Annotated in this window: 21 protein-coding genes; 14 read left to right on the top strand and 7 right to left on the bottom strand. The window is 46.5% G+C overall.

The features are described 5' to 3' along the window. Positions 1 to 23 precede the first annotated feature (23 nt). The gene (locus AC1DM9_RS20480) at positions 24 to 401 is read right to left on the bottom strand and encodes a PH domain-containing protein (protein ID WP_076269741.1); all 378 of its coding nucleotides are present in this window, start codon (positions 399 to 401) and stop codon (positions 24 to 26) included. Positions 402 to 579: 178 nt separating this feature from the next. On the opposite strand from AC1DM9_RS20480, the gene AC1DM9_RS20475 reads away from it, so the two are divergent. Further along, complete coding sequence (locus AC1DM9_RS20475; RefSeq protein WP_179089868.1) at positions 580 to 741, top strand: sporulation protein YjcZ; 162 nt, start codon at positions 580 to 582, stop codon at positions 739 to 741. A gap of 137 nt (positions 742 to 878) precedes the next feature. Here the strand turns inward: AC1DM9_RS20475 and AC1DM9_RS20470 are convergent, their stop codons facing one another. Together AC1DM9_RS20470 and AC1DM9_RS20465 are read right to left on the bottom strand one after the other, a co-directional pair. Then, on the bottom strand, positions 879 to 4,124 hold the full coding sequence (locus AC1DM9_RS20470; protein WP_477581893.1) for a LamG-like jellyroll fold domain-containing protein: 3,246 nt from the start codon (positions 4,122 to 4,124) through the stop codon (positions 879 to 881). Between the two features lie 297 nt (positions 4,125 to 4,421). Beyond that, positions 4,422 to 5,207, bottom strand: coding sequence for an HAD family hydrolase (locus AC1DM9_RS20465; protein ID WP_477581891.1), 786 nt, complete (start codon positions 5,205 to 5,207; stop codon positions 4,422 to 4,424). 260 nt (positions 5,208 to 5,467) lie between these two features. On the opposite strand from AC1DM9_RS20465, the gene AC1DM9_RS20460 reads away from it, so the two are divergent. The 9 genes from AC1DM9_RS20460 to AC1DM9_RS20420 all read left to right on the top strand — a co-directional run bounded on the left by AC1DM9_RS20460 (position 5,468) and on the right by AC1DM9_RS20420 (position 15,131). Next, complete coding sequence (locus tag AC1DM9_RS20460) at positions 5,468 to 6,535, top strand: ABC transporter ATP-binding protein (RefSeq protein ID WP_477581889.1); 1,068 nt, start codon at positions 5,468 to 5,470, stop codon at positions 6,533 to 6,535. Between the two features lie 3 nt (positions 6,536 to 6,538). Continuing rightward, a complete protein-coding gene (locus AC1DM9_RS20455; protein ID WP_441959478.1) occupies positions 6,539 to 8,275 on the top strand; it encodes a putative 2-aminoethylphosphonate ABC transporter permease subunit in 1,737 nt (578 codons plus the stop codon). Between the two features lie 63 nt (positions 8,276 to 8,338). Further along, on the top strand, positions 8,339 to 9,136 hold the full coding sequence (phnX, locus tag AC1DM9_RS20450) for a phosphonoacetaldehyde hydrolase (protein WP_477512072.1): 798 nt from the start codon (positions 8,339 to 8,341) through the stop codon (positions 9,134 to 9,136). Next, positions 9,133 to 10,275 (top strand): 2-aminoethylphosphonate--pyruvate transaminase, encoded by a 1,143-nt coding sequence (phnW, locus tag AC1DM9_RS20445; protein ID WP_477581886.1) that lies wholly within the window; start codon positions 9,133 to 9,135, stop codon positions 10,273 to 10,275. Before phnX ends, phnW begins: the two co-directional genes overlap by 4 nt. Positions 10,276 to 10,288: 13 nt before the next feature. After that, entirely contained in the window at positions 10,289 to 11,476 is a 1,188-nt protein-coding gene (locus tag AC1DM9_RS20440) for a saccharopine dehydrogenase family protein (RefSeq protein ID WP_477581884.1), read from the top strand. A gap of 55 nt (positions 11,477 to 11,531) precedes the next feature. Further along, a complete protein-coding gene (locus tag AC1DM9_RS20435) occupies positions 11,532 to 12,317 on the top strand; it encodes a DeoR/GlpR family DNA-binding transcription regulator (protein ID WP_076269749.1) in 786 nt (261 codons plus the stop codon). Positions 12,318 to 12,526: 209 nt separating this feature from the next. Next, entirely contained in the window at positions 12,527 to 13,639 is a 1,113-nt protein-coding gene (locus tag AC1DM9_RS20430) for a putative 2-aminoethylphosphonate ABC transporter substrate-binding protein (protein ID WP_477551168.1), read from the top strand. 112 nt (positions 13,640 to 13,751) lie between these two features. Further along, positions 13,752 to 14,813: an S-layer homology domain-containing protein gene (locus AC1DM9_RS20425; RefSeq protein ID WP_477581882.1), complete on the top strand. Its 1,062-nt coding sequence runs from the start codon at positions 13,752 to 13,754 to the stop codon at positions 14,811 to 14,813. Between the two features lie 150 nt (positions 14,814 to 14,963). Continuing rightward, complete coding sequence (locus AC1DM9_RS20420; RefSeq protein ID WP_441877098.1) at positions 14,964 to 15,131, top strand: hypothetical protein; 168 nt, start codon at positions 14,964 to 14,966, stop codon at positions 15,129 to 15,131. Positions 15,132 to 15,233: 102 nt separating this feature from the next. On the opposite strand, the gene AC1DM9_RS20415 is transcribed toward AC1DM9_RS20420, so the two are convergent. The 4 genes from AC1DM9_RS20415 to AC1DM9_RS20400 are packed head-to-tail and all read right to left on the bottom strand — an operon-like array spanning position 15,234 to position 19,164. After that, positions 15,234 to 15,698, bottom strand: coding sequence for a RidA family protein (locus AC1DM9_RS20415; RefSeq protein ID WP_076269751.1), 465 nt, complete (start codon positions 15,696 to 15,698; stop codon positions 15,234 to 15,236). Between the two features lie 43 nt (positions 15,699 to 15,741). After that, entirely contained in the window at positions 15,742 to 17,346 is a 1,605-nt protein-coding gene (locus tag AC1DM9_RS20410) for an N-acyl-D-amino-acid deacylase family protein (RefSeq protein WP_339207371.1), read from the bottom strand. A gap of 22 nt (positions 17,347 to 17,368) precedes the next feature. Next, the gene (locus tag AC1DM9_RS20405; RefSeq protein WP_477581879.1) at positions 17,369 to 18,508 is read right to left on the bottom strand and encodes an alanine racemase; all 1,140 of its coding nucleotides are present in this window, start codon (positions 18,506 to 18,508) and stop codon (positions 17,369 to 17,371) included. Further along, positions 18,505 to 19,164 carry a helix-turn-helix transcriptional regulator gene (locus tag AC1DM9_RS20400; protein WP_076269800.1) on the bottom strand — a complete coding sequence of 220 codons (660 nt, stop codon included), beginning with the start codon at positions 19,162 to 19,164 and terminating at the stop codon, positions 18,505 to 18,507. The genes AC1DM9_RS20405 and AC1DM9_RS20400 overlap by 4 nt, the downstream gene beginning before the upstream one ends. A gap of 156 nt (positions 19,165 to 19,320) precedes the next feature. On the opposite strand from AC1DM9_RS20400, the gene AC1DM9_RS20395 reads away from it, so the two are divergent. From AC1DM9_RS20395 to AC1DM9_RS20380, 4 genes are all read left to right on the top strand, one after another. Next, positions 19,321 to 21,093, top strand: a complete 1,773-nt coding sequence (locus tag AC1DM9_RS20395; RefSeq protein ID WP_441877088.1) for a cache domain-containing sensor histidine kinase — start codon at positions 19,321 to 19,323, stop codon at positions 21,091 to 21,093. Beyond that, on the top strand, positions 21,093 to 22,631 hold the full coding sequence (locus AC1DM9_RS20390) for a response regulator (RefSeq protein WP_477581877.1): 1,539 nt from the start codon (positions 21,093 to 21,095) through the stop codon (positions 22,629 to 22,631). Before AC1DM9_RS20395 ends, AC1DM9_RS20390 begins: the two co-directional genes overlap by 1 nt. A gap of 97 nt (positions 22,632 to 22,728) precedes the next feature. Further along, positions 22,729 to 24,057, top strand: a complete 1,329-nt coding sequence (locus tag AC1DM9_RS20385) for an extracellular solute-binding protein (protein ID WP_477581875.1) — start codon at positions 22,729 to 22,731, stop codon at positions 24,055 to 24,057. 310 nt (positions 24,058 to 24,367) lie between these two features. Next, positions 24,368 to 25,240, top strand: coding sequence for a carbohydrate ABC transporter permease (locus AC1DM9_RS20380; protein WP_076269757.1), 873 nt, complete (start codon positions 24,368 to 24,370; stop codon positions 25,238 to 25,240). Positions 25,241 to 25,256 lie beyond the last annotated feature (16 nt).

Genomic DNA, 25,256 nt, shown 5'->3' with positions numbered 1-25,256 from the left:
CTACGGTCTGCGGGGTTCATCATTTATTTTAAGACATATTCAGCCAAAACCTTCTGGAGATCGTAGATGTTCAGGTTTTTATTGAATGTTTTTTGGATGGGCGCGACGCTTCCTGATATCCAAATCTTCAGCTCAGCATCCAGATCATAGTTTCCGGCTGTTTCGATGCTGAAATGAGTAATGCTTTTGTAAGGATAAGAATGGAAATCGATTTTTTTGCCGGTTATTCCTTGTTTATCAATGATGATGAGGCGTTTGTTCGTAAAAATAAACATGTCGCGAATCAGCTTGTACGCTCTTTCTACATTCTCCGATCTACTGAGCAAGTTGCCAAATTCCCTTTGCGCCTCGTCAGGATTTACTTCAGAGGCGTTCCCCATTAATGCGTCCAAAAAACCCATTTTAACACCATCCCTCTAATTCCATATGTACCTAAAAAAGTTCCTTCGTTTACTTTATGCGCAGACAAGCAATAATAGATGGCTTTTTTAGGCATCTGCTCATTTCCTGCAAAAGCCCATACACTTTTGCCCCAGAATCATAGGATACTGTGTAAGTTAACAAAAAGGAGATGAACAAATGAGCTATGGAGTAGCAGGTGCTAATGTAGGTCCTGGAAACTGCGCACCTTACCCAGTTGCAGGAGTAGGCGTAGGCTGCGGCGGTGGCGGATTCTCAAGTATTGGATTTATTCTTGTCCTTTTTATCCTTCTTGTCATCATTTCTCGTTCTTGGCTGTAAGCAATAATTAAGCCAAAGCGTAAACGCAAGGCTTTCCAAACGCTTTCTAACTAAATGAAAGTATAATAACATCCCCATAGCCCTGAGCCATGGGGATGTTATAGTTTATCATATGGGACAAGTTGCTAATGATATTATTATTCTACTATGGAGCGAGCGACGAGAATAAGATCTAATAGATCGATGACACCGTCTTTGTTAACGTCAGCTTGTTTAATTTGTTCCCAATCCGCTGAGCCTTCGCGTTTGCTGTAATGAATAACGATGAGGGCCAAATCCGAAATGCTGACTTTGCCATCTTGGTTTTGATCGGCAGGGTTTGTCGTTTCTTTTGGCGTTACTTGGATATTCAAGGTGAATGGAGCAGCATTAACTTCAGTTTCGCCATTTGAAATTAAGATTGAATCCGCAGTCACTTTACCGGTAATAGCCGTTTGTGTTTCTTTTGCTTTAAAAGAAAGCTCCACAACCTGTTTACTGCCGGTAACCGCGTTTTCTACCCCTTCGCTAGCAAGAATGAGTCGGATTTTGCCTTTCTCATCATGGATGGTATTCACAATTTGAACCTTTTCAAGAAGTGAACGGCTAGCTACATATTCAAATGCATTCGGGTCATAGTTAAATGAGATATCTTGTGCATAGACGTTGTCCGAAACATCATTCAAGCCTAGCTTAATCGTAAAGGTTGAACCGGATACGACAGACGTCTTTCCTTCCAATACAGCAGTTGGACCGGATGTTTCTGTCTCTTCTTCTTTAACGGAAGCGGTGAAATTAGGCAATGACTCTGTTCCTTGTCCACTTGCGATCATCGCTTGATGAAGCACCGCAGATGCACCGTTATTTTGGGATTGCGTTACTAACCGTACAATAGGCTGATCCGGCGAGATGGCGGAATCTGCTGCGAGGACGATTCTTGTTTTTCCATTGGCACTTTCATTTCGTAATACGGTAACGCCAGCTTGAAGCGGCTTAATCGATTGGACAGTCAGATCGCCAGTCTCTAATTCGATATCCAAGGCTTTAGCATCTGTGTTCAGATGACTAACGGCGAACTCATAACCTTTTAATTGTTTAGAAGTGGTGTCAACAATTTTCGTTAACTGGAGATTCGGAGCATCTGGTTTGTTCTGATCCTTCTGAGGGACGAACATGCCGTCAATCGTCTTGGAATCGCCAATCGGCGAATCGACCTCCAGTGCAGCTAATATCGTTGCAGCAATATCCTTCGTTGTTCCTCCTTGCAAAAGCTTCTCCTTGCCTACATCGGTTGCAATTGTTCTTCCGTTTGCTGCGATAAATACCGTTTTGGCAAGCGGCGAATCTTGTCCATGAGCAGTAGCGCTGCCGAGCGTATGATCTGCGTTTTCTGTGCCGCCGCCATGATCGGCTGTCATTAGAATAAGCGTATCGTCCAGCAGGTTTTTGCTGCTTAATGAGTCATAGATTGTTTTTACGAGATTATCTGTTTCCATAAGCTTTGCGTAATAATCCTTTGTATAGAAACCGAGCGAGTGTCCGACACCGTCCACATCATCCAATTGGAAGAAAATAAGGGAGGCATCGTATGCTCTGCCGTCTGCCGCATATTTTGCAAAAGCATTTACGTTTGCTTTATCGCCCGCAGAATATCCTTCGGCACCAAGGGACGGTTCAATATGTCCATTAATGATGTTGGACCAAGTTGTAAAGGCAGCAAGCTTAGTCTCCGGGAATTGTTCACGCAATTTTTTGAAGACGGACGGGTAAGGCGATGTTTCACTATAGGTATTATTTGCGCTAATCGTATTGTCAATTTGATGCTTGCTGTAATCCACACCATTTAACATGGCACCCCAGTTAGGAGATGAAACGGTAGGCAGCGTGGTTGTGACGGAATAACTAGCAGCACCTTTCTCGATAATACCGCGCAGTGCAGGCAGATTTAATCGGTCGCCTACCTTTTCCTTCACAGAGTTTGGCGTTTCCCAGTACGGCGCATCCTTTGATACCGACATGCCGGCACCGTCAATGCCGATAACGACAACTCGTTTGTAAGGCATATATTTTACTTTATCAGCAATATTGGTTAGTTCTTGAACGGACTTCCCTTGAGCCAAGGCAACATCACCAATCGTAATATGACTGTCTTTGTTAATATCCTCAGATGCTTTTGTATTAATCTGAACAGTTTGCGCAGGCGTGTTCAACGTTTCCTTCACATATTTATTACCGCCTACGAAAAACTCAGCAGAGGTCACTTGAATCGTGCCTTGTCCACTTGCATCCTTCGCAAAAAAGTAAACATCAGACAGTGTAGATGACGCGAATTCTAAAGGGTTGGTTTTGTTATATACACTTCCAGCTGGGAGCTCCAGCTTAACGATGCCTGGTGTTGAAGTGTCTACTTTCGTTGCTTTCGTTGCACGCGAGAATGTGAATTTGCTGCTGTCATAGGCAATTTCTACGCTCGCGCTGTCGATCGCGGTTGTCATGGAAGGGGTGCGCAGGTCGAGCATCTGCCTAAATTCTGTGCCAGGAGCTGTGGCTGTTGCACCTACGAATTTTAGCGTGCCATTGAATTTATCGCTGACTACAATAGGCGGAGCACTATTGAAAATTTCTGTAACCTCTTCAGGGGTGATCGCACGATTCAAAATGAGAACCTCATCGAGCTGCGCTTCCAAAGCTGCAGAATATTTGCCAGTGCCATCATTGCCGAGCATTGTGGAAAGACCAGAATCGATCGTTCCTGTGCGGCCAGCAATACTAATTGCACTTGCTATATTATTGAATTTGGTCCCGTTCGAAGTAGAGACTGCAACAGGCACGCCATCTTTATAAAAATCTACGCGTCCGACGGTACGGTCATGCGAGATGACGATATGGTGCCAGCTCCCATTAGCGACGTTTGGTATATCAGCATCTATGCGTGTTCCGCCTGCCGTGTTGAAATTCCATCTTAGCCTTTTATCGGATTGAAGAGAAAGGTTGTAGCCAACATTAGCTCCGCTGTTCCAGTCTTTGTTGGATAAAATGGAAGGATCGGAATCTACGCCGGAGGACTTTACCCAGAAGGAGAAGCTGAAGCTTTTATCGACTCCGAATTGGAGCTGTGATGGCTTGCCTAGATTTACGTATTGTTTATTGGCGCTAGTTGAACTTAAAGAAAGGGCTTGTCCGATTCTTCCGGGAACGTAAGTAGGAGTGCCGACGATGTCAGCCGAGAGATTGTTTGTGGAACTATCAGCGGCATTGTTCTCAAAGCTGAATTTTGCATGCAGGTCGGCATTCACAACAGCTGCAAAAGCGGTTTGGCTGAGCGGTACAAATCCCCCTGATGCGGTAATTAATGTAACGGCAGCAAGCGTGGATACAAATGCTTTTTTTATCGTCTTATTCATGAATAATAACCTCCAATTTTTTGAATAGGTGTCTCGTGAAATCGATTAGGGGACAGTAGAATTACTTTTATGGCATATGGGCCATAATCCAACATCCTTCCCACACATAGATTAAAAACAAAACAAATAATGTCATTAAATAATGTGATTAATTGTTTTTGTGTGTTTTTGATTCTTCTTTATCATAAGGTTGTGTTGTTAAACAGGTGTAATCGCAATATGAAGAAATTACTAAAAAGAGGCTCCACCTCGTCGAAACGACAAGGTGGAGCCTCTTTTTATAGTAGTAAGAACAACTTATAGAGGAAGCAGCGCTTCAATATCTCTCAAGGATTGAATTTCAAAAGTTGGACGTGCGGCACCTTCTGGCAGCTGCTGTCTCGATCTATTTAGCCAGGCGCTTGCTATACCGGTTCGGCTAGCCCCCAAAATGTCGGTAAACAAATTATCTCCTACCATTAGACATTGCTCTGGTTTTAGCCCCGCGAGATTCATAGTGTGCTCGAAAATTTGCGGAGCCGGCTTGCCGCAGCCGACCTCTCCCGAAATAACGATATGGGGAAAATAATCGGATAATCCGTTGATGCCGTAGAGCTTCTCTTTCTGTAAATCAGGTGTACCATTGGTCAGCAGCATAAGCGGGTATTTTGCAGATAATGCTTCGAGCACCTCAAATGTTTCTTCATATACAAAGGGGCGCTTGCGCCGCTCGGCTGGAAACTGTTCAGCAAGCTTGACTGCAAGGTCTTCATCGTGGATGCCGAGCTCTAGTAGTCCTCTCTCCCAAACGTTTTTACGGAAAGCAGGTGCTGCCTCTTTCATTAATTGCAGCTCTGCTGCTTCTCCATCATCAAACCGAGCCCACATCGCTTCCATTGCAGTTACTTCGATATTCGTTAAGTAAGCGTAACATTCCAATTCACGAAAAACAGAATGAGCAGATTGAATGATAGATTGATTTAAAAGTCCTATTTTTAAACCCAATGCTTGCTCGGCTGCTTCGCATGTTGCATCGAGTGCCTCGTCTGTACTTTTCTCATCCCAAATCAGCGTGTTGTCTAAGTCGAAAATAATCGTTGTCATAAGTGTTGAACCCGTCCTTTTTTTAGTTTGTTGTCTTTGCTAAAGAAATGAAAAAAAGGTTGTTGCACATAAAATACAGCATTCGGATCTTTAAAACAACTTAAAACCATAATAAAAGCAATTAAACACACAATCTTTACTYGTGTTTGACACTCACTTAACAAATCTATTTTAAACTGCTAATAGATCAACAATGCAAATGCTTTAACTTCATAATACCGTTCTTGAACGATTATTACGAGAACACAAGGAGAATGAGAATGAAAAATGAAGGATTAGCGATTAATGGTATTCGCAAGGCATTTGGCAGCTTTCAAGCACTCCATGATGTCAGCGTTCATATTCCGAAAGGGAAATTCACATGTCTGCTCGGCCCAAGCGGCTGCGGCAAGACGACATTGCTGCGTATTATTGCGGGTCTTGAGCAGACTGATGCCGGCACCGTTATCCTTGATGGAAATGATATTACGACGCAGCATACATCCAAACGCAACTTTGGCATCGTTTTTCAATCGTATGCGCTATTTCCAAATCTAAGTGTGAGCGACAACATTGGCTATGGTCTCAAAGGGAAACAGCCGAAGCGTCAGATTGAAGAACGCGTGCGGGAGATGCTGGAGCTCATTGGACTGACTGAAGTGAGGGATCGGTATCCAGCACAGCTCTCCGGAGGCCAGCAGCAGCGGGTGGCGCTCGCAAGAGCAATCGCCTTATCGCCTGATATTTTATTGCTGGATGAGCCGCTTTCTGCGCTTGATGCGAAGGTGCGGGAGAAGCTGCGCGAACAGCTATGCGAGCTGCAAGAGCGGCTTGGCATTACGACGGTTATGGTTACGCATGACCAAGAGGAAGCGCTGACGATGGCGGATCAGATTGTCGTCATGGATCAAGGACGGGTTGTCCAAATAGGTACGCCGCAGGAGGTATATGACAAGCCGAATACGCCTTTTGTCGCTGATTTCATTGGGGCTATTAATTTCTTCCCTGTAGGAACAGAAAGATGGATGGGGGCAAGCCCAAATGATTTGTTAGCTATAAGGCCGGAACATATCCAGATTGATGAGGAAAAGCATACGGGCGGCCTATCTAATGATAGCGGAATTAGCGGATTTGTTCAGCATGTGGAGTTTCGTGGCGCATTCTATCGTGTAAGCTTGCAGCTTGCGAATGAACACGGGAATCACTCGGACATAAGCGTAACGGTAGATATATCCGCGCAAATAGCTAATCGATTTGAATGGTCGCGCAATAAGCTGTTTCATCTTCAAATGCCGCAAGAGCGTATGCTTCATTATCCTGCGGCAATCGCTGGGAACGTGGGGAGGTAGAGAATGAAAGGGAAAATAGATCAAGCTCTGCCCTCGCAGTGGGTGAGAAAAAGCAATCAAAAGTTACGTGAGAGCAATGGCGTTATTAAGCTCCTGCTAGTCCTAGTCCTGCTCACACTTATTACTGTTATTGTCCTGCCGCTGTTCGCGATGTTTAAGCAGGCGTTCATGGATTCAGATGGAAATCTGGTTGGCTTCACTCATTTTTCATCGTATCTGCAGTCAAGATCACTCATTCAATCGATGCTGAACACGATTACCGTATCCACAGCTACAACCGCGATTGCTGTGCCGCTTGCCTTTGGGCTGGCATTCGTATTGACTCGCACAAATATTAAAGGCAAGTCCTTCTTCAAAGCTCTTGCCATGCTGCCCTTATTCGCACCAACCATGATGCACGGGCTCGCGCTTACTTATTTATTTGGTCATCAAGGTCTCATCTCTACGGGGCTGTTCGGACTGCTGCCGTTCGAATGGCGAATTCCGCTCTATGGAAAAGTAGGCATCATCATTTCTGAGGTCATCTATACGTTTCCGCAGGCGTTTCTTATTTTGTGCGCGGGGCTTGCCGTCAGCGATTATCGCTTATATGAGGCAGCCGAGTCGATGGGCGCGAGCAGCTTGCGAAAAATGTTTACCGTAACGCTGCCGTCTGTAAAATATGCGCTGCTCAGCGCAGTCGTCATTTGTTTTACGCTCAGCTTCACCGATTTTGGCGCACCGAAGGTCGTAGGCGGACAGTATAACGTGCTGGCCACTGATATTTTTAAACAGGTTGTCGGCCAGCAAAATATGTCTATGGGAGCTGTAGTCGGCATCGTGCTGACCATTCCCGCCATTCTCGCGTTTATCGTGGATCGAATCGTCACGCGGAAGCAGCAGGCGTACGTCACATCAAAGTCTGTTCCTTATTCCGTGAAGAACAATCGGCTGCGCAATGTTTGGGCATATACGTATGCGATTGTTTTATCAGCTATGATTTTGCTGTTAATGGGAGCTGTTCTGCTTGCTTCGGTCGTGAAGAAGTGGCCGTATGACATGTCACTAACGTGGAGCAACTTCGACTTCTCCAATGCAGCGGCAGGTGGCTTCGATCCGTTCTGGAACAGCATTGAGATGGCAGCTTGGACAGCGGTAATCGGAACGATCATTACGTTCTTGTTTGCTTATTTGATCGAAAATGGACGTGTCTATCGTCCGATTCGGCAAGCTGCTTATTTCTTGTCGATTTTGCCACTGGCGCTTCCAGGGCTGGTCATCGGATTATCTTTTATTTATTTCTTTAATCATCCGGCCAACCCGTTTCACTTTATTTATGGAACGATGATCATTCTTGTTTTGGCTAATGTTGTACATTTTTACTCCGTTCCATTCATGACGGCAACCGCAACTTTAAAAATGCTGGACAAGGAGTTCGACAACGTCTCGGAGTCCATGAATGTCTCGAAGCTGCGAACATTTTCGCGCATTACGGTGCCATTGTCCTTGCCGGCCATATTAGAAATGGCAGTTTACTTTTTCGTAAATGCAATGGTGACGGTATCTGCACTGGTCTTTCTGTATGCGTCGGACTTGCGAATTGCCTCGGTTTCCATCGTCAGTATGGACGATGCGGGCGATACGGCAGCAGCGGCAGCGATGTCAGTGCTCGTTGTGCTCCTCAATGTTGTCGTTCGCTTTCTGTATGAAGCGGGCACCGCAAGGCTGAGACGCAAAATGTCAGCTTGGCAGAAGCGATAAGGCGATGCCAAAAACAATTTTTCAAAAAAACAAATACACATTATACGATGGAGGTTTTTACTCATGATTAAAACAGTCATATTGGATTGGGCAGGTACAGTGGTTGATTATGGAAGCTTTGCACCGGTTGAAGCGTTTCGCCGCTTATTCGAAGAAAGAGGCATTGAGGCGTCGTTCAAAGCGATTCGGAAGCCGATGGGTCGCATGAAAAAGGATCATTTGCGCGATATTTGCTCCGATCCTGATGTGTCTGCTGCATGGCAAGCGAAGTTTGGCAGCATGCCAAATGAAAATGATATTGATGAAATGTATGAAAAGTTTGAACCGATGTTGTTCTCCATTCTTCATCAATATGCAACACCAGTGCCCGGAGCGCTAGCACTTATTGAGAGACTGCGTGAGCAGGGCATCAAGATTGGAACGACGACAGGATATACGCGTCCCATGATGGACATTATTGCGCCGGAAGCTGCGAAGCAAGGATATTCGCCAGATAGTACAGTAACGCCAGATGAAGCAGCCGAAGGCCGCCCGCATCCATGGATGATTTTCCGCAATGCGGAACTGCTCGGTACGTATCCGATGAGCCATATTGTCAAATGCGGCGATACCGAAGCGGATATGAGAGAAGGCCGTCATGCAGGCGTATGGTCAGTAGGCGTTATTTTCGGCGGGAATGAAGTGGGTTTGACACAAGCGGAAACGGAAGCCCTGTCTGAGGGCGAGAAGGAGAAGCTGTTTGTTGAAGTCTCGGATCGCTTGATGCAAGCGGGAGCACACTTTATCATTCGTGAGATTGGCGAGCTGGATGGCGTTATTTCACACATCAACGAAAGACTACAAGCGGGGGATCGTCCATGAAATCACATAATGATGCATTATTGCTAACAGAAAATCCATATCTACTTCTTACGCCAGGACCGCTAACGACGACTCGAACCGTGAAGGAAGCGATGATGAAGGATTGGTGTACGTGGGATGATCAATACAATCAGCTGGTATCTTCAATAAGAGAGCGGCTCGTGAAGCTTGCTGTACAAGCGGCGGCAGAAGACTATACTTCTATATTGATGCAGGGCAGCGGGACGTTTAGCGTGGAAGCCACAATAGGCACGGCGATGCCGAAGCAAGGCGGAAAATTGGCTATTGCCGTGAATGGAGCTTATGGCGAGCGAATGGTTCAAATTGCCGACGTGCTTGGTATTTCAGTTACGCCAATCCGTTTTGACGAGCGCAGCCCTATCAATCCGGAAGTCATCGAGAAAGCACTTCAGGATGATCCGCAGATTACACATGTTGCCATCGTACATTGCGAAACGACAACAGGCATCCTTAACCCTTTGAATGAAATATCTCAAGTTGTTAAGCGCCATAATATCACGTTTATTGTTGACGCTATGAGCAGCTTTGGCGGTGTAGCTATGGACATAGATGAGCTGGGCATTGATTTCCTCATTAGCAGCAGCAACAAATGTATCCAAGGGGTACCGGGTTTTGGTTTTGTAGTTGCCCGCCGTGATGCCATTGCCAAATGCAAGGGCCATGCGCGCTCTTTATCGCTTGATTTGTATGACCAATGGGACATGATGGAGCGCTCGAATAGCAAATGGCGTTATACCTCGCCGACACATGTCGTTCGCGCATTCGATCAGGCGCTGAAGGAGCTGGAGCTTGAAGGCGGAATCGCGGCTCGTGAAGCTCGATACAGCAGCAATCAACAAGTAATAACTGAGGGAATGGAGGCTGCTGGTTTCAGTGCGCTGCTGCCTCGTGAGTGGCAATCTCCTATTATTACAGCATTTCGTTACCCAAGCGCTAACTTTTCATTTGAATCATTTTACGGAAGCTTGAAGAAGGAAGGTTTTGTTCTGTATCCAGGGAAGCTGACCTCGGAGCCGACTTTCCGAATTGGCAGCATCGGTGATGTTAATCCAGCAGATATGGAACGATTGGTTCATGTGATCAAAAGCATTTATTCATCCTTTGACAAGGAACAGTAGGAGAGTGAAGACGATGAAAGTATTTTGTCTTGGCGGTGCAGGTCGAATTTGTATGGAAGCGGTGCTGGACCTTGTTCAGTACTCCTCATTTGAGGTCATTACGATCGGTGATTTCAATCTGGAAGCGGCGCAGCAGCTTGCTGCCTCACTGAACGATAAACGAGTCAATGCAGTCAGAGTGAATGTGCATGATCATGCGGCAACGGTAGAACAGCTTCGCGGCTACGATATTGTAATGGATGGAACTACAATTACATTAAACGGCTTGTCGACGGCATGTATTGCAGAGGCTGGCTGCCACGGCATTAATTTGAACGGCTTTGGCGAAGAAGATGCAAGCCACGATGTATTTGTCCGCAACGGAAAAATGTGTTTGCCTGGCTTCGGGATGACGCCCGGTGTAACGCAAATGATGGCGATGCATGCTGCTAATCAGTTGAAGGAAGTGCATGAGGTACGGGTTAGTCATGGCTCATACCGGCCGATTGCATTCTCCAAATCGATAGCGGAAACGACGGTTTATGAGTATGATCCGAAGCTGCCGGGACGCGTAGTTTATGAAAAGGGGCAATTCATTCAGGTGGAGCCGTTTGCTCGTCCACGTGAAATTGAGCTGCCAGAGCCTTACGGCAAATCGATTCAATACATTATTCCGCACGCAGAGACACGAACGCTGGCAAAAGCGCTTGAGAGCAAGGATGTTCAGTTAATTGAAGTACGCGGTACATGGCCTCAGCAAAATATGAGACTCGTCCGTGCGTTATATGACTATGGGTTTATGCGCAACGATCGTATAAACATTGCAGGTCAGGAAATTGGCATTATGGATGCGATTGGGCAATACTTATTCGAATCGCAGGAAGGCCACGAAACGGAATTATACGGTTATTCTCTTCATATTGAAGTAACGGGGATATCGGCACAGACTGGCGAAGCTTGCAAACATACACTTACCCATACACATCCTGCATCGGATGGTTCAGTAGAGGGCTGGGAGAAACTCCGTGCGTACACTAGAAACGTCGGCATTCCACTTGCCATAGCGACCGATCTTATTGCGAGCGGTCAGACGTTATGCAAAGATCAAACAGGAATCATAACACCGGAAGAAGCTTTTGAACCGAGCATTATATTTGAGCAGCTAAGCAAGCGCGGCATTCTCATTCATGAAAAGATTGAGAGTTTAGTTGAAGTAGGCTAGAATACGATTAATAATCAAAACAGTAGACTAAGCTGAAGACGAAGGGGAAATAGAGATGTCGCTAGCCGGAGAAGAGCGGAAGCAGATCATCATTAATATGCTGCAGCTAAAAGGAAAGGTTCGAACGCCGGAGCTTGTGCAGGCGCTTGATGTATCATCGGAAACGATCCGCCGCTATTTGGAGGAGCTGGAGGATGAGCTTAAGCTCAAGCGAGTTTACGGCGGCGCCGTTAAGATTAATGTGGAGCGGGAAGAGCCCGCTTATGTTCGGCGCGAGGTGCAGCAGGCTGAAGAGAAAAGAAGGATCGGACGAGCTGCCTCCTCTCTCATTCAGGATAAAGACGTTGTTGTCATCGACGATGGAACAACCACGCTGCAAATGATCGATTCACTTGCTTACAAAAAACAACTTACCGTTCTTGTTACATCTGTTTATACCTTAAACTTGTTGATTGGCTACAAAAATCGCAATATATTTGATGGTGAAATCGTGCTTATTGGCGGTCGCATTAACCCGAAGCATTACCGGACATCCGGTACGCTTGCGATGGAGTTTATGTCCAATTTTAATGTGGACAAGGCTTTTATCGTTGCTGACGGCCTACAGATTGATAGCGGTGTAACAAGCTATGAGGATGAGCGCGGCGTGTTGGCTAGAACTTTCATGAAACAAGCCAAGCAAACGATCGTGTTAGCTGATTATACGAAGATTGGGACGAACCATTTTTATAAGATTGCCGATTTTAAAGAGATTGATATGATTATTAGCGATGTGGCGCCTCCGCAGGCTTGGCGTTCCAAGCTTGATGATCAGGATGTGCACTGGATTGTAGCAGAATAGCTGTTTATGGCAAAGGAATCTTCGAGTCTAATAGGACTTGGAGGTTCTTTTTTTTATACCAACCAAATGCAAATTACTCAAAGTAAAAACACATATAATTAGTGGAAATCAAAAACAAAACAATTTATTTACTTGTATTTTACAGTGCGTTAAACAAACAAGCATATAGTAGTAATAGAGAAGAAGAACAAACAAAGGGAGAGAAAAAAATGAAAAGAAGCTGGTTTCTGCTTGTGAGCATGATAGTTATTGTTACGGTTTTATCCGCTTGCGGAGGTAACGGAGGATCGAGCAATAAAGGAAATAACAAAATGGGCAATACTTCAGAAGCAACAGAATCAACAGAATCGTCGCTTGATACGGATAGCAAAGAGCTTACCGTATACACTGCGCTTGAGGATGATCTTATTAAAGAGTATTTGAAAACTTTTTATGAAAAATACCCCGACATCAAATTGAATATTGTTCGTGATTCAACAGGTATCATTACGGCTAAGCTGCTTGCTGAAAAGGATAATCCGCAAGCGGATGTCGTGTGGGGCGTTGCAGCAACAAGCTTGCTAGTACTGGATCAAAACAGCATGCTGGAGCCTTATTCTCCTGCTGGCGTAGATCGGATTCTTGCTGAGTTTAAAGATACTAGAAGTCCGGAGCATTGGGTAGGCATTGATGCATGGGAGACTGCTTTTATTGCTAATACGGTTGAGCTGGAGAAAAAAGGTTTGGCCGTACCGAAAACTTACGAGGATCTGCTCAAGCCAGAATATAAGGGTCTAATCACGATGCCTAACCCTGCATCATCTGGTACGGGTTTCCTTACGGTATCGGGCTTGGCGCAGCTGCTTGGAGCAGATAAAGCATGGGAATACTTGGACAAACTGCATGAGAACATTGGCATCTACACGCACTCAGGTTCGAAGCCGGCAAAAATGGCTGGTACTGGCGAATATCCAATCGGGATCTCCTTCGGATACCGCGGTATTAAAGAAAAAAGCGGCGGATCTCCCGTTGAAGTAGTGTTCCCGGCAGAAGGCTCAGGCTGGGATGTTGAGGCAAATGCAATGATTAAGAAATCGAAAATGAAAAAAGCAGCACAGACGTTTTTGGACTGGGCAATTACAGACGATGCAATGGCTGAATATAGCAAAAACTATCCGATCGTAGCTGTGAAGAGTGACACTAGCGTCATTCCAGAAGGTTATACTAAAAACCCGATTGAGCAATTAATCAAATACGATCTGCAAGAAGCGGCTAAACAAAGAGATACTATTTTAAAAGAGTGGAGCAACCGCTACGACAGCAAGAGCGAGCCGAAATCATAATAGTTGTATAAAGAAAAAGGCTGACAAGCGCTAGTTAAGCTGCTGTCAGCCTTTTCACTAGCACGCTCCCTATTGAACATAACGAAAAACACGATTTGGAAGGAGAATGGACATGTTGTTGAGAGTGAAAAAAATAGCAATTTTGTTAATAGTGATGACGTTGTTTTCTGGCGTCTCTACGCTAACGGGCGTTGGCCGCTCAGCCTTGCTGCCTTCTGCACATGCTGCGGCTGCAACGTTGTCGCTTACCGTCAATCCGAAAAATGCGGCAGTCGGACAACCAGTTGAGGTCGTTGTAAAAGGGGAGCAATTAAATGATTTATATGGCTTCGAGATTAAACTGAAGTACAACACAGCAAAACTTAAATTCAAACAGGCAACAGCAGCGTGGAAAGGAATGCCCATTTCACCGATTGATAAGGATGGGGTTATAACATTCGCTCATACGAAGATTGGGAAGGATAGCGGAGTGAGCGGATCGGCAGCTATTGCCACGTTTACTTTTGAGGGAGTTGCGAGTGGAAAGGCGAACGTTGAGCTGGTAGAAGCAAAGCTGGTCGATAGTCAGGTCAAGGCGGTTCAGCTGAAAAATGCGGCGAAGCTGGCTTTGCTCTTAAGCTCTTCGACGCTAGTATCCTTCAGTGACATCAAAGGCCACTGGGCTGAGGCAAATATTACAAGAGCGGCTTCGCTTGGCATCGTAACAGGCTTTGAGAACGGTGCTTTTCAACCTAATGGCTGGGTAACGCGTTCGCAATTTGTTGCTATGATCGGCCGTGCATTCGAGTTGAATGCTAAGCAAGCGAAGGAAGTTAATTTTAAAGACAAGGGACAATTTCCAGCTTGGGCAGAGGCGTTCATAGCGGAGGCTGTGAATGCTGAGGTAATTAGCGGTTATGACGATGGTACTTTCCGGCCAAACCGCCATATTACAAGAGCGGAAATGGTGGCAATGACGATGCGTACATCTGGTTTTCCGCTCGACGAGAACCCGTCAATTCGTTTTGCGGATGCCTCGCAAATACCAGCTTGGGCTAAGCCGGCTGTAGCGGCTGCTGTTTCTCGCAATCTGCTTAAGGGGAGAAGCGGCAATCGCTTTGAACCGCAGGCAAAGGCTACTCGTGCAGAAGCATTGACGTTTATTTTGACGCTCATCGATAGCCAGAATAAATAGACTTGTTCACCCAGAGCAGAGGCGTTTAGTCATTGCAAGAAAGTGTGGGCGGGCATAAAAAATGAGCAGGAGCACATTTTACGAAATAGCCTATACCCTTTTTACTAAAAATCATAGGATACTGTACCTTAGTAAAAAGGAGATGAACAAATGGGCTATGGAGTAGCAGGGGTTGGCGCAGGAAATTGCGGACCTTCTTATCCAGTTGCAGGTGTTAGCAATTGTGGAGCTGGAGTTGGCGGCTGGGGAACTGGTATCGGTATTATATTGGTACTTTTCATTTTGCTTGTTATTATTTCCCGCGCTGTATGCTGGTAGTCAACAAAGCTTGCTTGTAAATCGGAATCAATGCGTTTTCCACTAATTGAAATAGTATTAAACCCCCAAGTGCCTGAGCCTTGGGGGTTTTGCCTGTTTATGCTATTCTCGAACCTCTGCAATGAGTTCGATTTCAACTGGCGTATGGAATGGAAGATCGCTTGTACCGATCGCGGACCTTGCATGGCGTCCATTTTCTCCGAATACTTCAATGAGCAGATCCGATGCGCCGTTCAGCACATAAGGCTGATCGCCGAAACCGGGAGCGCTGTTGATGAAACCAAGAATTTTTACGATTTTTACGACACGGTCAAGGTCGCCTAGGTGAGCTTTCATCGCCGCAAGCAGGTTGATAACGACTTGGCGCGCTGCTTCTTGTCCTTGCTCGATCGTTAGATCAGAGCCGATTTTACCTTCATACATGAGAACACCATCGATACGGCAGTCGAAGCCGGAAGTATAGATGAGATTGCCCGTTTGGTTGACCGGAATGTAGGAGAACTTAGGTTTAGTCGTTTCAGGCAAAACAATTCCTAGCTCAGCAAGACGTTTTTCAATAATAGACATTATAAAACAGCTCCTTGTTTATCAATTGTGTATTGCGGGTTAACTAATGCGTGCAGCAGTGCTGCGCGCGAATAAGATTACCTTCGCGCTTATGCGTGTGTTCACCATGTGAAAGCGTGAGCTGGCCGGCAACGATAACATGCGAGATGCCGGACGGATATTGACGCGGGTCCTCGAACGTTGCTGTGTCTTGAATGACAGCTGGGTCGAATACCGTGATGTCAGCAGCATATCCTGGCACAAGCAGTCCTCTTTTGCCAAGTTTAAAGCGCTGTACGGGAAATGAGGTTAGCTTGCGAACCGCTTGCTCAAGCGACAGTACCTTATCTTCACGCACATATTTGGCAAAAACGCGTGGAAAGGTGCCGTACGTGCGCGGATGAGGCTTGCCGATCTCGCAGTTCAAGCTGTCGGATGCAATCAATGATTTCTCATAACCGATGACCTGCTTCACATCGTCGTCGGACATATGGAAGTAGACAATCGCGATTTGACCATTCTCCTCAAGCAGAAGATCCATCATGCAATCGACGGGATGTTCTCCTCGAAGCTCGGCAACCTCGGCGATTGATTTGCCTTCGAGCGCCTTGTTCGCTTCGGTCTGAATCGAAGAAATAATGATGCTGGACCAGCCAGTTGAACATACAAGATTATCCCAAGTGTCCTGCTCGCGGCTTAGCTCTTCTTTGATCCGCAGGCGCAGCGCCTTATCGCGGAACGCTTCAAGTGTTGCGTGAATGCCGCCCTCTAGTACCCAAGGAGGGAGGACGGTTGTTAAGGTGGTGGAGCCTGCCGCGTAGGGATAAACGTCAACTGTGACGTCCATACCACGTGCTCTTGCCGCTTCTACAAGCTCCAGCGCATCAAGCGCTTTACCCCAATTGGCGCGGCCTGCTGCTTTCAAATGACTGATATGCAGCGAGATGCCGACACGTTCAGCGATCCATATGACCTCTGCAACGGATGGCAGCAAGTTATTGCCCTCACCGCGAATATGTGTGGAAAGCAGACCGTTGTATTTAGGCAAAACGCTGCAAAGCTCAACCAGCTCTTCGCGTGAAGTATAGCTGCCAGGTGCATACAACAAACCAATTGATAATCCGATTGCGCCTGCTCGCAGCCCTTCTTCAAGCAATGTCTTCATCCGCTCGATTTCGTCTTTCGTCGCAGGACGGTTCTCGAAGCCCATGACTGCGATACGCAGTGCACCGTGTGCTACATAGGTGGCGATGTGTTCCGAAGGATTGGATTTGCTGACAAAATCCATATATTGACCAACCGTTTCCCACGGCCACTCCCAGCTTGTGCTCCCGAGTACGGGCTGCACATACGACTGCAGCAGTGCGCCTTTACTCCGAATAAATGGAGCAGGGGCGAGGCCGCAGTTGCCGACAACCTCAGTTGTTACCCCTTGCTGCAGCTTGATTTCACTGTAAGGATGATCAATAATCATCAGATCCGAGTGGCAATGCCCATCGATGAAGCCAGGAGAAATCACTTTGCGTCCCACATCAATAATTTGGCTTGCCTCTTGATCAATTTGGCCGATAGAAACAATGATGCCATCTTTGACTCCAACATCGCCGCCATACCAGGGATTGCCGCTGCCATCGACGATTTTTCCGTTTTTCAAAATAAGATCGAGCATGTTATAAGCCTCCTCCTTCTCGTTATTCGAGCATTCCGCGAGCCGCTACAGTCGTTTTGTGAAGCTGCCCAGTGGAATCCTTGATGTAGACAAAGCTGTGCAAATTAACGGTGCTGCAAATATGATTGGGGATGATACGCACCAAGTCGCCAACCTGATAGGAGGAATCCGGCTGTACACGAATCATGCCATGCTCCTCATTCATTCGCTCCAAAATCGCTTCAGGATCTCCGATGATATGGCCGAAGCCTTTAAGGAATAAAGGTGAATTGCCCGGTTGTACGTCCGTTGCGAATGTTTTGCTGCCGCCGTCAATGATGATTAAATCTTCATAGGGCCTGCTGACAATAGTAGCAAGCACCACGCCGGCACAATCCTCAAGCGCACATGTTCCGAAAGCTGCCTGCATCCGGTCTTGATAAATGTAAGTTCCGGGACGAACTTCAGTGATGCCGTCAACTTCTGCAGCGAACAGCGCCGTAGGCGAAGAGCCTACACTTACATCCTCAATGGCGATGCCTGCGCTCCGTAGAGCTGCAGCAGCCTCAACCATCAAGCGACCCTCTTCATGGCCGGCTGCTTGCAAATCGAGCGTCGATGCTCCGCCGACCATAGCCCCTCGATAGGTGAAAATACCGCTAAGCTTTATGCCATCAAGATCATTGATTTGCTTCGCAAGCTCCACGGCTTTGTCGATCGCAACTCCTGTACGGCGAAGTCCCGTTTCCAGTTCAAGGCGTACTTCCAGCACTGAGCCTTCACGCACGGCTGTCTCAGATATGCGCTTCGCACCCTCTAAGCTATCGACTCCGATAATTAAACGAACGCCGGATAGACTGAGCCGAGCTGCACGCTCAAGCTTGGATTTGGCCACTAACGGATAAGCGACAAAAATATCTCGAATGCCGCCGCTTGCCATGACCTCTGCTTCGGAAATTTTGGCTACGGTGATGCCGATGGCACCAGCTGCGAGCTGCCTTGATGCCATTTCCGGCAGCTTATGTGTTTTGGCATGGGGACGAAGCTTTACGCCGCGTTTCGCGATAGCTTCTGCCATTGCAGCAATGTTGTTATCGACAGCATCACTATCGATGACAACGCATGGTGTCTCTAGCTTAAGCAAGGCTTCCTCATCTTTGCGTACGTTCATTATCTCGCTCATTCGCTTGCTCCTTCATCGCTATCTACGCCTTTGGATTCCTCCAAATAGCTGTATAACGTAAATTTTGAAATGCTCAAATAGCTGCAAACCTTCTCGCCTGACTTTTTAATGAGAAAAGCACCCTTTTGATCAAGCAATTGAATGATTTTAATTTTATCTTCTTTGGTCATGGCAGCTGGCGGCTTGCCAATCGTGACCTGCGCTTCCTGTATGAGCGTATCGAGCAGGTCGTTCACGTTGCTGACAAACGATTCCCGAACTGGCTGTAGTCCGCTCGCTGTCAGCGATTGAAGCGTTTTCTCAGCAACCATCAGATCGGTAATGTCGAAGTTGATGCAGAGCGCTCCAATGATGGTGCCAGCGTTATTTTTTACATACATGGAGGTCGAACGGAGAATACGTCCATCCTTCGTCTGGGTAACATAATTATGGCGGTTATCACCCTCGGAGGTGCCTCTCATAATTTCCAGTCCAAGATTCGTGCCGGGATCTCCTACATTTCTTCCGGTGACGTGGCCGTTCTCGATGACAACAATGGTGCTGTCTACGGGCTTTGACCAGTCATGCACAACGACCTCGCAATTGTCTCCAAACTGCGCGGTTATACCTTTGGCCATCTCCGTCAAAAATAGTAATTCTTGAGATATTGATTCCACTTGCATTCACTCTCCACTTTCTTAAAGCCTCATTGCCCACATGGTACTACGACTTACTCGAAAAATCAAACAAAAAATCTGTTAACCTAAAAAAAAGTGTGATAGGATGTTTTTAAACTTTTTATTGCTACGAGAAAAGGAGAGTGGGGATGAGAGATGCGCTGGATTAGTAGCTCATTAAAGCGTAAGTTATCCTTTTTGCTGCTGCTATCGGTTCTCATTCCGCTGCTCGCACTGGGCTTATTTGCCTACAACATGGCAGCGACAGCTACGGAAGAGAAGGCAAAGCAATCGGGCAAGAGCCTATTGCGTCAGACGGGTACGAATCTCGAATTTATCGTTCAAGATATCGAGAATATGTCATTATTTTTGATTGGGCAAAAGGATGTACAGCAATATTTGAGCAGTTCAGGAGAAAATGCGGTTAAACAAACGCAAATGATTGAGTTTCTATCTAATCTGGTGTTCTCCAAATCGTATATTTCGGACATCACGATTTATCCGCAAAGCCAGTCCCATCCCGTTTCAAATACAACGATTTTTGAGACGGAATTATCCGAGCTGACTGGAGAAGATATTGAGCATTATCAATCTAGTGCAAAATGGTGGACAAGCCGTTACGAGACGGATACAGCAGCTGGGGTGAAGCAGGTGATCTCACTCGTCCGGCCGATACGCAGTCTGAATAGCTTCAAACAAATTGGAACGTTGGTCATTAGCCTTAACGAAGAAGCTGTTTCCAAGCTGATGAATCAGGCGGGCATTTCAGCGGGGGGCTACGTCGTTCTGTCCAATGAGAAGGGACAAATCTTGTCCGGCAGTGATCAAAGCAGGTCAATGATGACAATGGAAGCTCTGCTGCCAGGCTTGACGATAAGAGGGAATGCAGGAACGCTCAACTACGGCCATGGTGAAAGTAAACAGACCATACTCTATGACACGGTTGCTGATGTAGGCTGGCGGCTGACGGGCGTCATGCCCTTTACAGAATACAAAGCTCAAAATAATTATGTCCTGCAGCTGATGGCGATCGTCATTATTTTTTCGATGCTTCTCGTGGCCGTACTCGTTCTATACTTCGTTCAACGAGTGACCAATCCGCTTATTATGCTGACGCAGTTTCTAAAGCACTCGAACCCGGAAGAGCCGATGCAAACGTATCCGGTGGAAACGATGGATGAGGTAGGACAGCTCGTACGAAGCTACAATAAGCTAAGCGAGCGAATTGAAGGTTTGACGGAGCAGGTAAAGCTGGAGGAATCATCAAAAAAAGAAGCGGATATGCATGCGCTGCAAGCGCAAATCAATCCTCATTTCTTGTACAATACTCTATCCTCTATCCACTGGATGGCGCTCATGAATCAAGATGAGAAGACGGCGGATATGGTAGGCAGCTTAAGTGATTTTATGCGATTCAGCTTAAACAATGGCGAGGAGTTTTGCTCGGTTGAGCAGGAGGTGGCGCATGCCGGCCATTATGCCAATATTCAGTCGATCCGCTTCCCGGACAAGTTTGAGTTTATCGTTCAGGTCGATCAGGAACTAATGGACTTAACGATGCTGAAGCTTCTTCTGCAGCCTTTAATTGAGAATGCACTTATTCATGGTATTCAGAAAAAAGCTGAAGCTGGTTTGATCAAAGTAACCGCACATATGCAAGGATTGTTTATGTCCTTTGCTGTAGAAGATACAGGCGTTGGCATCGACTCGGTTAAGCTGGCTGCTATATATAAGGAGCTCCACGGACCGGATGATCGCAAAAAAGAACGTGATCGCCTAGAACGCGGCAGCTATGGACTTCGCAACGTTCATAAGCGGCTGCAGCTGCATTACGGGGCAGAAGCAGGCTTGCGCATTGAAAGCTTGGACGGAATAGGGACACGCGTGTCCTTCTCGATCCCGATGTTACACGAAGGAGGCAAAGCCTAATGAAGCTGTTAATCGTAGATGATGAGGTCATTATTCGAACTGGTCTGAGCACCGTTATAAAATGGGCAGAACTTGGCTACGAGCTGCTGCAGCCGGCAGCATCAGCCGAGGAGGCGCTTGCTCGTCTGGAATTGGAGCAGCCGGAAATTGTATTGACGGATATTCAAATGACGGGACGCAGCGGACTAGAGCTTGCGGGAGATGTTAGGAGACTGCTGCCTGATAGTGAGGTCATTATTTTGACAGGCTACGATCAATTTTCCTATGCCCAGCAGGCGATTCGAGAAGGAGCAGGAGATTATTTGCTCAAAACGAGTCGTCCGGATGAAATCATTCGAGCGGTAAATGGAGCGAAGATGCGAATTCTGCAAAAGTGGGAGGCACTAAAAAAAGACCAGCTACGCGACAGATTGCTTGAGAGGCTGATTGCTGATACGGAAATTGACAATCACTCCGCAGAGAAAGCGGCGAAGCTTCTGCCGAAGCTGCGATTAAACGAATCATTTTTTTATCAAACGGTAATTGTCTCGGCTGAAGGCTGGGGAAATGAATCGGGACACGGCTATTTATTGCTGTTTGCCGTGCACAATATGATAAGCGAGCTGATAGATGGAGAGGCGCTTTTGCGTAAAGATAGTCTCGTCATTCTCCTTAGGCATGAAAGCATGCGAGCAGATCAATCACAGCTCGCTAGATTGATGGAGAGGGTAACAAGGAAGCTGAAATGCAAATTGTTCGGGGCAACAGGCACAGTTGTTTCAGACTGGCACAAGCTTCAGGATTCTTACACGGAGGCTTCTTATGCTTTTTTGTTCAAAGGAATTATTGGCCAAGAAGGACTGCTCGCATACGACGACATAAAGGGACGCCGAGGCGGACGTACCGTCTGCTCGCAGGAGGAGGAAGGACAGCTCACAGCGTTATTCCAGAACGGATCGGACGCGCAGCTTTACCAATGGGTTCAAGAGCTTATCGAACTCCAGCTCAAAGATGGAGATACGACGCCAGATTCCTTGCAGAAGTTTCTTCAATCCGTCCAAATTTCTGCCCACCGCTGGGTGGAGCGAGTCATTGCCTCTTTTGGGGAATCTGCTGCCCTCTCCAAAGAGAAGTTTGCTAACAGCAATTTCCCCTCCCCAAGCACTGATAACGGAGTTGGATTGCTGTATGAGCAGCTTCACCAATTGATGATGCTGTACCGAGAGACGATCGGACAAGAAGGCATACCTTACATTAAGCGTGCGATTGCCTATATTCATGATCATTTGGACAAAGAGCTCACATTGCAGCAGGTTGCCAAGCATGTTCATTTGAATCCAAACCACTTCAGCGAGGTATTCAAGCGTGAGACGGGTCATACCTACATTGAATTTGTAACTCGCATGAGAGTGGAGCGCGCCAAGCGGCTTTTGGATGAATCACCGATAAAGGTGAGTGAGGTTGCAAGCCGCGTAGGCTATACGGATATGAAATATTTTAGCCAATTGTTTAAACGGTTTACGGGTTTTACACCTTCGGAATACCGGACGAGAAGCTGAAGTTTATCTACCCTACTCCTGAGTTCTGTCCCCTGCCCATGTCGCCTATGATTCCCTATACTCGGAGGTAAGACAAATATCAAGGAGGAAACATGACATGAAGAAGACACTAACAATTGCAATTATGGTCACTCTAATGATTTCTATCTTGGCAGCGTGCGGCGGAACAAACAATAACGGCAAAAAAAATGAGGACGGCAGTGAGCCGGCAGCTGAGAAAGTGAAGCTAAGCCTATGGCATAACTTTACCGGTGACGATCTTAGAGCGCAAACGATGCGTTCGATTATTCAGCAGTTCCAGACCGATCATCCGAACATTACGCTCGATATTCAAGCGATCCCGCCAGACGGTTACAAGACGCGTCTAAAAACGGTCGCTGCAGCAGATGAAATGCCGGATGTATTCATTTTATCCAATGGCTCTATGACACAGGAATTTTCAGCAGGCAAACTTATTCAGCCGGTTAATGAGCTGATTGACAGCCACCAAGAATGGAAAGATGGTTTCATGCCTAATTCCTTCGACGCTTTCACAGTAGATGGCAACATCTATAGCGCTCCGATGGGCTTGTCTCCAACATCGATTCTATACTACAACAAAACGATTCTTGAAGAAAACGGCCTTATTGTCCCAAAAACATGGGATGAGCTGTTGAATGCAATTAGCGTGCTGAAAGGCAAAAATATTACGCCAATCGCTCTAGGCAATAAAGCGGCTTGGCTCGCACAATCCAGTATTTTCAGCTCATTGGCTGACCGTGTAACAGGTACGGAGTGGTTCTTGAAAGCAGCAAGCCAGGATGGTGCGGCATTTACGGACCCTGGATTTGTACAGGCATTAACTTACATGCAGCAGCTTGGTACGGCAGGTGCATTCCAAGACGGATTTAACGCAATCGACAACACGCAAATGGAGCAAATGTTCGCGCAAGGCAAAGCTGCGATGATGATTGACGGCGGCTGGGCATTGTCGAATCTAGCTTCCAACGCTTCAGAAGATGCACTTAAAGCAATGGGCGCAACGGTTCTTCCATCCATTCCTGGTGGAAAAGGCGATCCTAATTCTCTATCTGGTGTCGTAGGTGTCGGCATGGGTCTAGGCAAGGATGCGATTGGCCCGAAAAAGGATGCAGCATTTGAACTTATCTATGCGATGTCAGGACCAGAAGCGCAAAAACGTACGCTTGAGAGCAATCAGCTTGTCAGCTACAAAGTAGAGCTGGATAAGAGCAAAGTTTCGCCAATCTTTAGCGAAGTATATGAGCTTGTGAACAGTGTGAAGATGACGCCGGTGTATGATGGCAAGTTGACTTCTGCAGGAGCTGAAGCCGTGAACAATGGACTACAGGAGCTGTTGATGGGTGGCAAACCGGAAGACATCGCGAAAAAAATCCAAGAGGCGCAAGCGAAAGCGCTAGGAAAGTAACATAGCTGCTCGGTAGTTAGGTTATTGAGTACAGGGAATTTCCTGATTGCATGAAGATCAGCAAGCTGAAGTCCTTTACATCAAGCACAACTGGAAGCTGCTAAAAGGATCGCATGCCGAAGCTGTCAGGAAATCCCCGTGCTCTTACTAGCATTACGAAGCAGGTTTGCTGCGCAAACCTTGGCTTATGCTTACGAAGCAGGTTTGCTGCGCAAACCTTAGCTTATGCTTACGAAGCAGGTTTGCTGCGCAAACCTTAGCTTATGCTTACGAAGTAGGTTTGCTGCGCAAACCTTTAGGAGGGACGATTATGTCATCATCTTTACGCATCAGAGGCTTTATCGCTATCGGACTTCTTCCGGCGCTTGCGCTTTTCATCTTTTTTGTTATCGTACCGATACTATGGTCATCTTATTATGGCTTTTTTGATTGGAAAGGCATTGGGGAGATGCGGTTTATCGGACTGGACAACTATAAAGAGGTTATTCAAGACCGGTTGTTCTGGCATTCGTTCAAAAACAATCTGCTCATTGTTGCTGCGTCTGTTTTCGGTCAAGTGCCGATTGCATTGGTCTTGTCCTTAGTACTGCTCAAAAACGGCTGGTTTCAAAAGTTTATCCGAGCTTCCATCTTTATGCCAATGGTACTCTCTTCCGTTGTAGTCGGTATCATCTGGGGATACATTTATCATCCGCAAATTGGTGTACTGAACTTTTTGCTAGATACGTTGGGATTAAGCAGTTGGAAACAGCAGTGGTTGTCTGACCCATCGATATCGATGTATGCCATCATGGTTCCAATCATTTGGCTGAATGTAGGTCCATATCTTATTATGTTTATTGCCGCTTTGCAAAATATTCCGAGTGAAATTGATGATGCCGCTCAGATTGACGGCGCAAAAGGCTCTCGCAAGCTGTTCTCGATCAAGCTTCCGATGATTTGGGATACGATTAAAGTAGCCGTGGTGCTCTGTATATCCGGCAGCCTTAAAGCATTCGATCTTATTTATGTCATGACAGGCGGCGGGCCGGCGAATTCGACGGAGCTGCTCGCATCGTACATGTACAATAATACATTTTCGATCTATCGCTTCGGTTATGGCAGCGCAGTATCCACCATGATTATCATCATCAGCTTGGTTCTCGTAGCGGGAAGCCAATATTTAATGAAATCAAAAAAATAATGGAGGGGGACCCACA

The organism is Paenibacillus sp. 01T431 (assembly GCF_056398625.1).
This window is presented reverse-complemented; position numbering and strand designations above follow the sequence as displayed.

Coding starts and splice junctions, on each gene's coding strand:
- AC1DM9_RS20480 (WP_076269741.1), bottom strand. CDS start 401: ATGGGTTTTTTGGACGCATTAATGGGGAACGCCTCTGAAGTAAATCCT.
- AC1DM9_RS20475 (WP_179089868.1), top strand. CDS start 580: ATGAGCTATGGAGTAGCAGGTGCTAATGTAGGTCCTGGAAACTGCGCA.
- AC1DM9_RS20470 (WP_477581893.1), bottom strand. CDS start 4,124: ATGAATAAGACGATAAAAAAAGCATTTGTATCCACGCTTGCTGCCGTT.
- AC1DM9_RS20465 (WP_477581891.1), bottom strand. CDS start 5,207: ATGACAACGATTATTTTCGACTTAGACAACACGCTGATTTGGGATGAG.
- AC1DM9_RS20460 (WP_477581889.1), top strand. CDS start 5,468: ATGAAAAATGAAGGATTAGCGATTAATGGTATTCGCAAGGCATTTGGC.
- AC1DM9_RS20455 (WP_441959478.1), top strand. CDS start 6,539: ATGAAAGGGAAAATAGATCAAGCTCTGCCCTCGCAGTGGGTGAGAAAA.
- phnX (WP_477512072.1), top strand. CDS start 8,339: ATGATTAAAACAGTCATATTGGATTGGGCAGGTACAGTGGTTGATTAT.
- phnW (WP_477581886.1), top strand. CDS start 9,133: ATGAAATCACATAATGATGCATTATTGCTAACAGAAAATCCATATCTA.
- AC1DM9_RS20440 (WP_477581884.1), top strand. CDS start 10,289: ATGAAAGTATTTTGTCTTGGCGGTGCAGGTCGAATTTGTATGGAAGCG.
- AC1DM9_RS20435 (WP_076269749.1), top strand. CDS start 11,532: ATGTCGCTAGCCGGAGAAGAGCGGAAGCAGATCATCATTAATATGCTG.
- AC1DM9_RS20430 (WP_477551168.1), top strand. CDS start 12,527: ATGAAAAGAAGCTGGTTTCTGCTTGTGAGCATGATAGTTATTGTTACG.
- AC1DM9_RS20425 (WP_477581882.1), top strand. CDS start 13,752: ATGTTGTTGAGAGTGAAAAAAATAGCAATTTTGTTAATAGTGATGACG.
- AC1DM9_RS20420 (WP_441877098.1), top strand. CDS start 14,964: ATGGGCTATGGAGTAGCAGGGGTTGGCGCAGGAAATTGCGGACCTTCT.
- AC1DM9_RS20415 (WP_076269751.1), bottom strand. CDS start 15,698: ATGTCTATTATTGAAAAACGTCTTGCTGAGCTAGGAATTGTTTTGCCT.
- AC1DM9_RS20410 (WP_339207371.1), bottom strand. CDS start 17,346: ATGCTCGATCTTATTTTGAAAAACGGAAAAATCGTCGATGGCAGCGGC.
- AC1DM9_RS20405 (WP_477581879.1), bottom strand. CDS start 18,508: ATGAGCGAGATAATGAACGTACGCAAAGATGAGGAAGCCTTGCTTAAG.
- AC1DM9_RS20395 (WP_441877088.1), top strand. CDS start 19,321: ATGCGCTGGATTAGTAGCTCATTAAAGCGTAAGTTATCCTTTTTGCTG.
- AC1DM9_RS20390 (WP_477581877.1), top strand. CDS start 21,093: ATGAAGCTGTTAATCGTAGATGATGAGGTCATTATTCGAACTGGTCTG.
- AC1DM9_RS20385 (WP_477581875.1), top strand. CDS start 22,729: ATGAAGAAGACACTAACAATTGCAATTATGGTCACTCTAATGATTTCT.
- AC1DM9_RS20380 (WP_076269757.1), top strand. CDS start 24,368: ATGTCATCATCTTTACGCATCAGAGGCTTTATCGCTATCGGACTTCTT.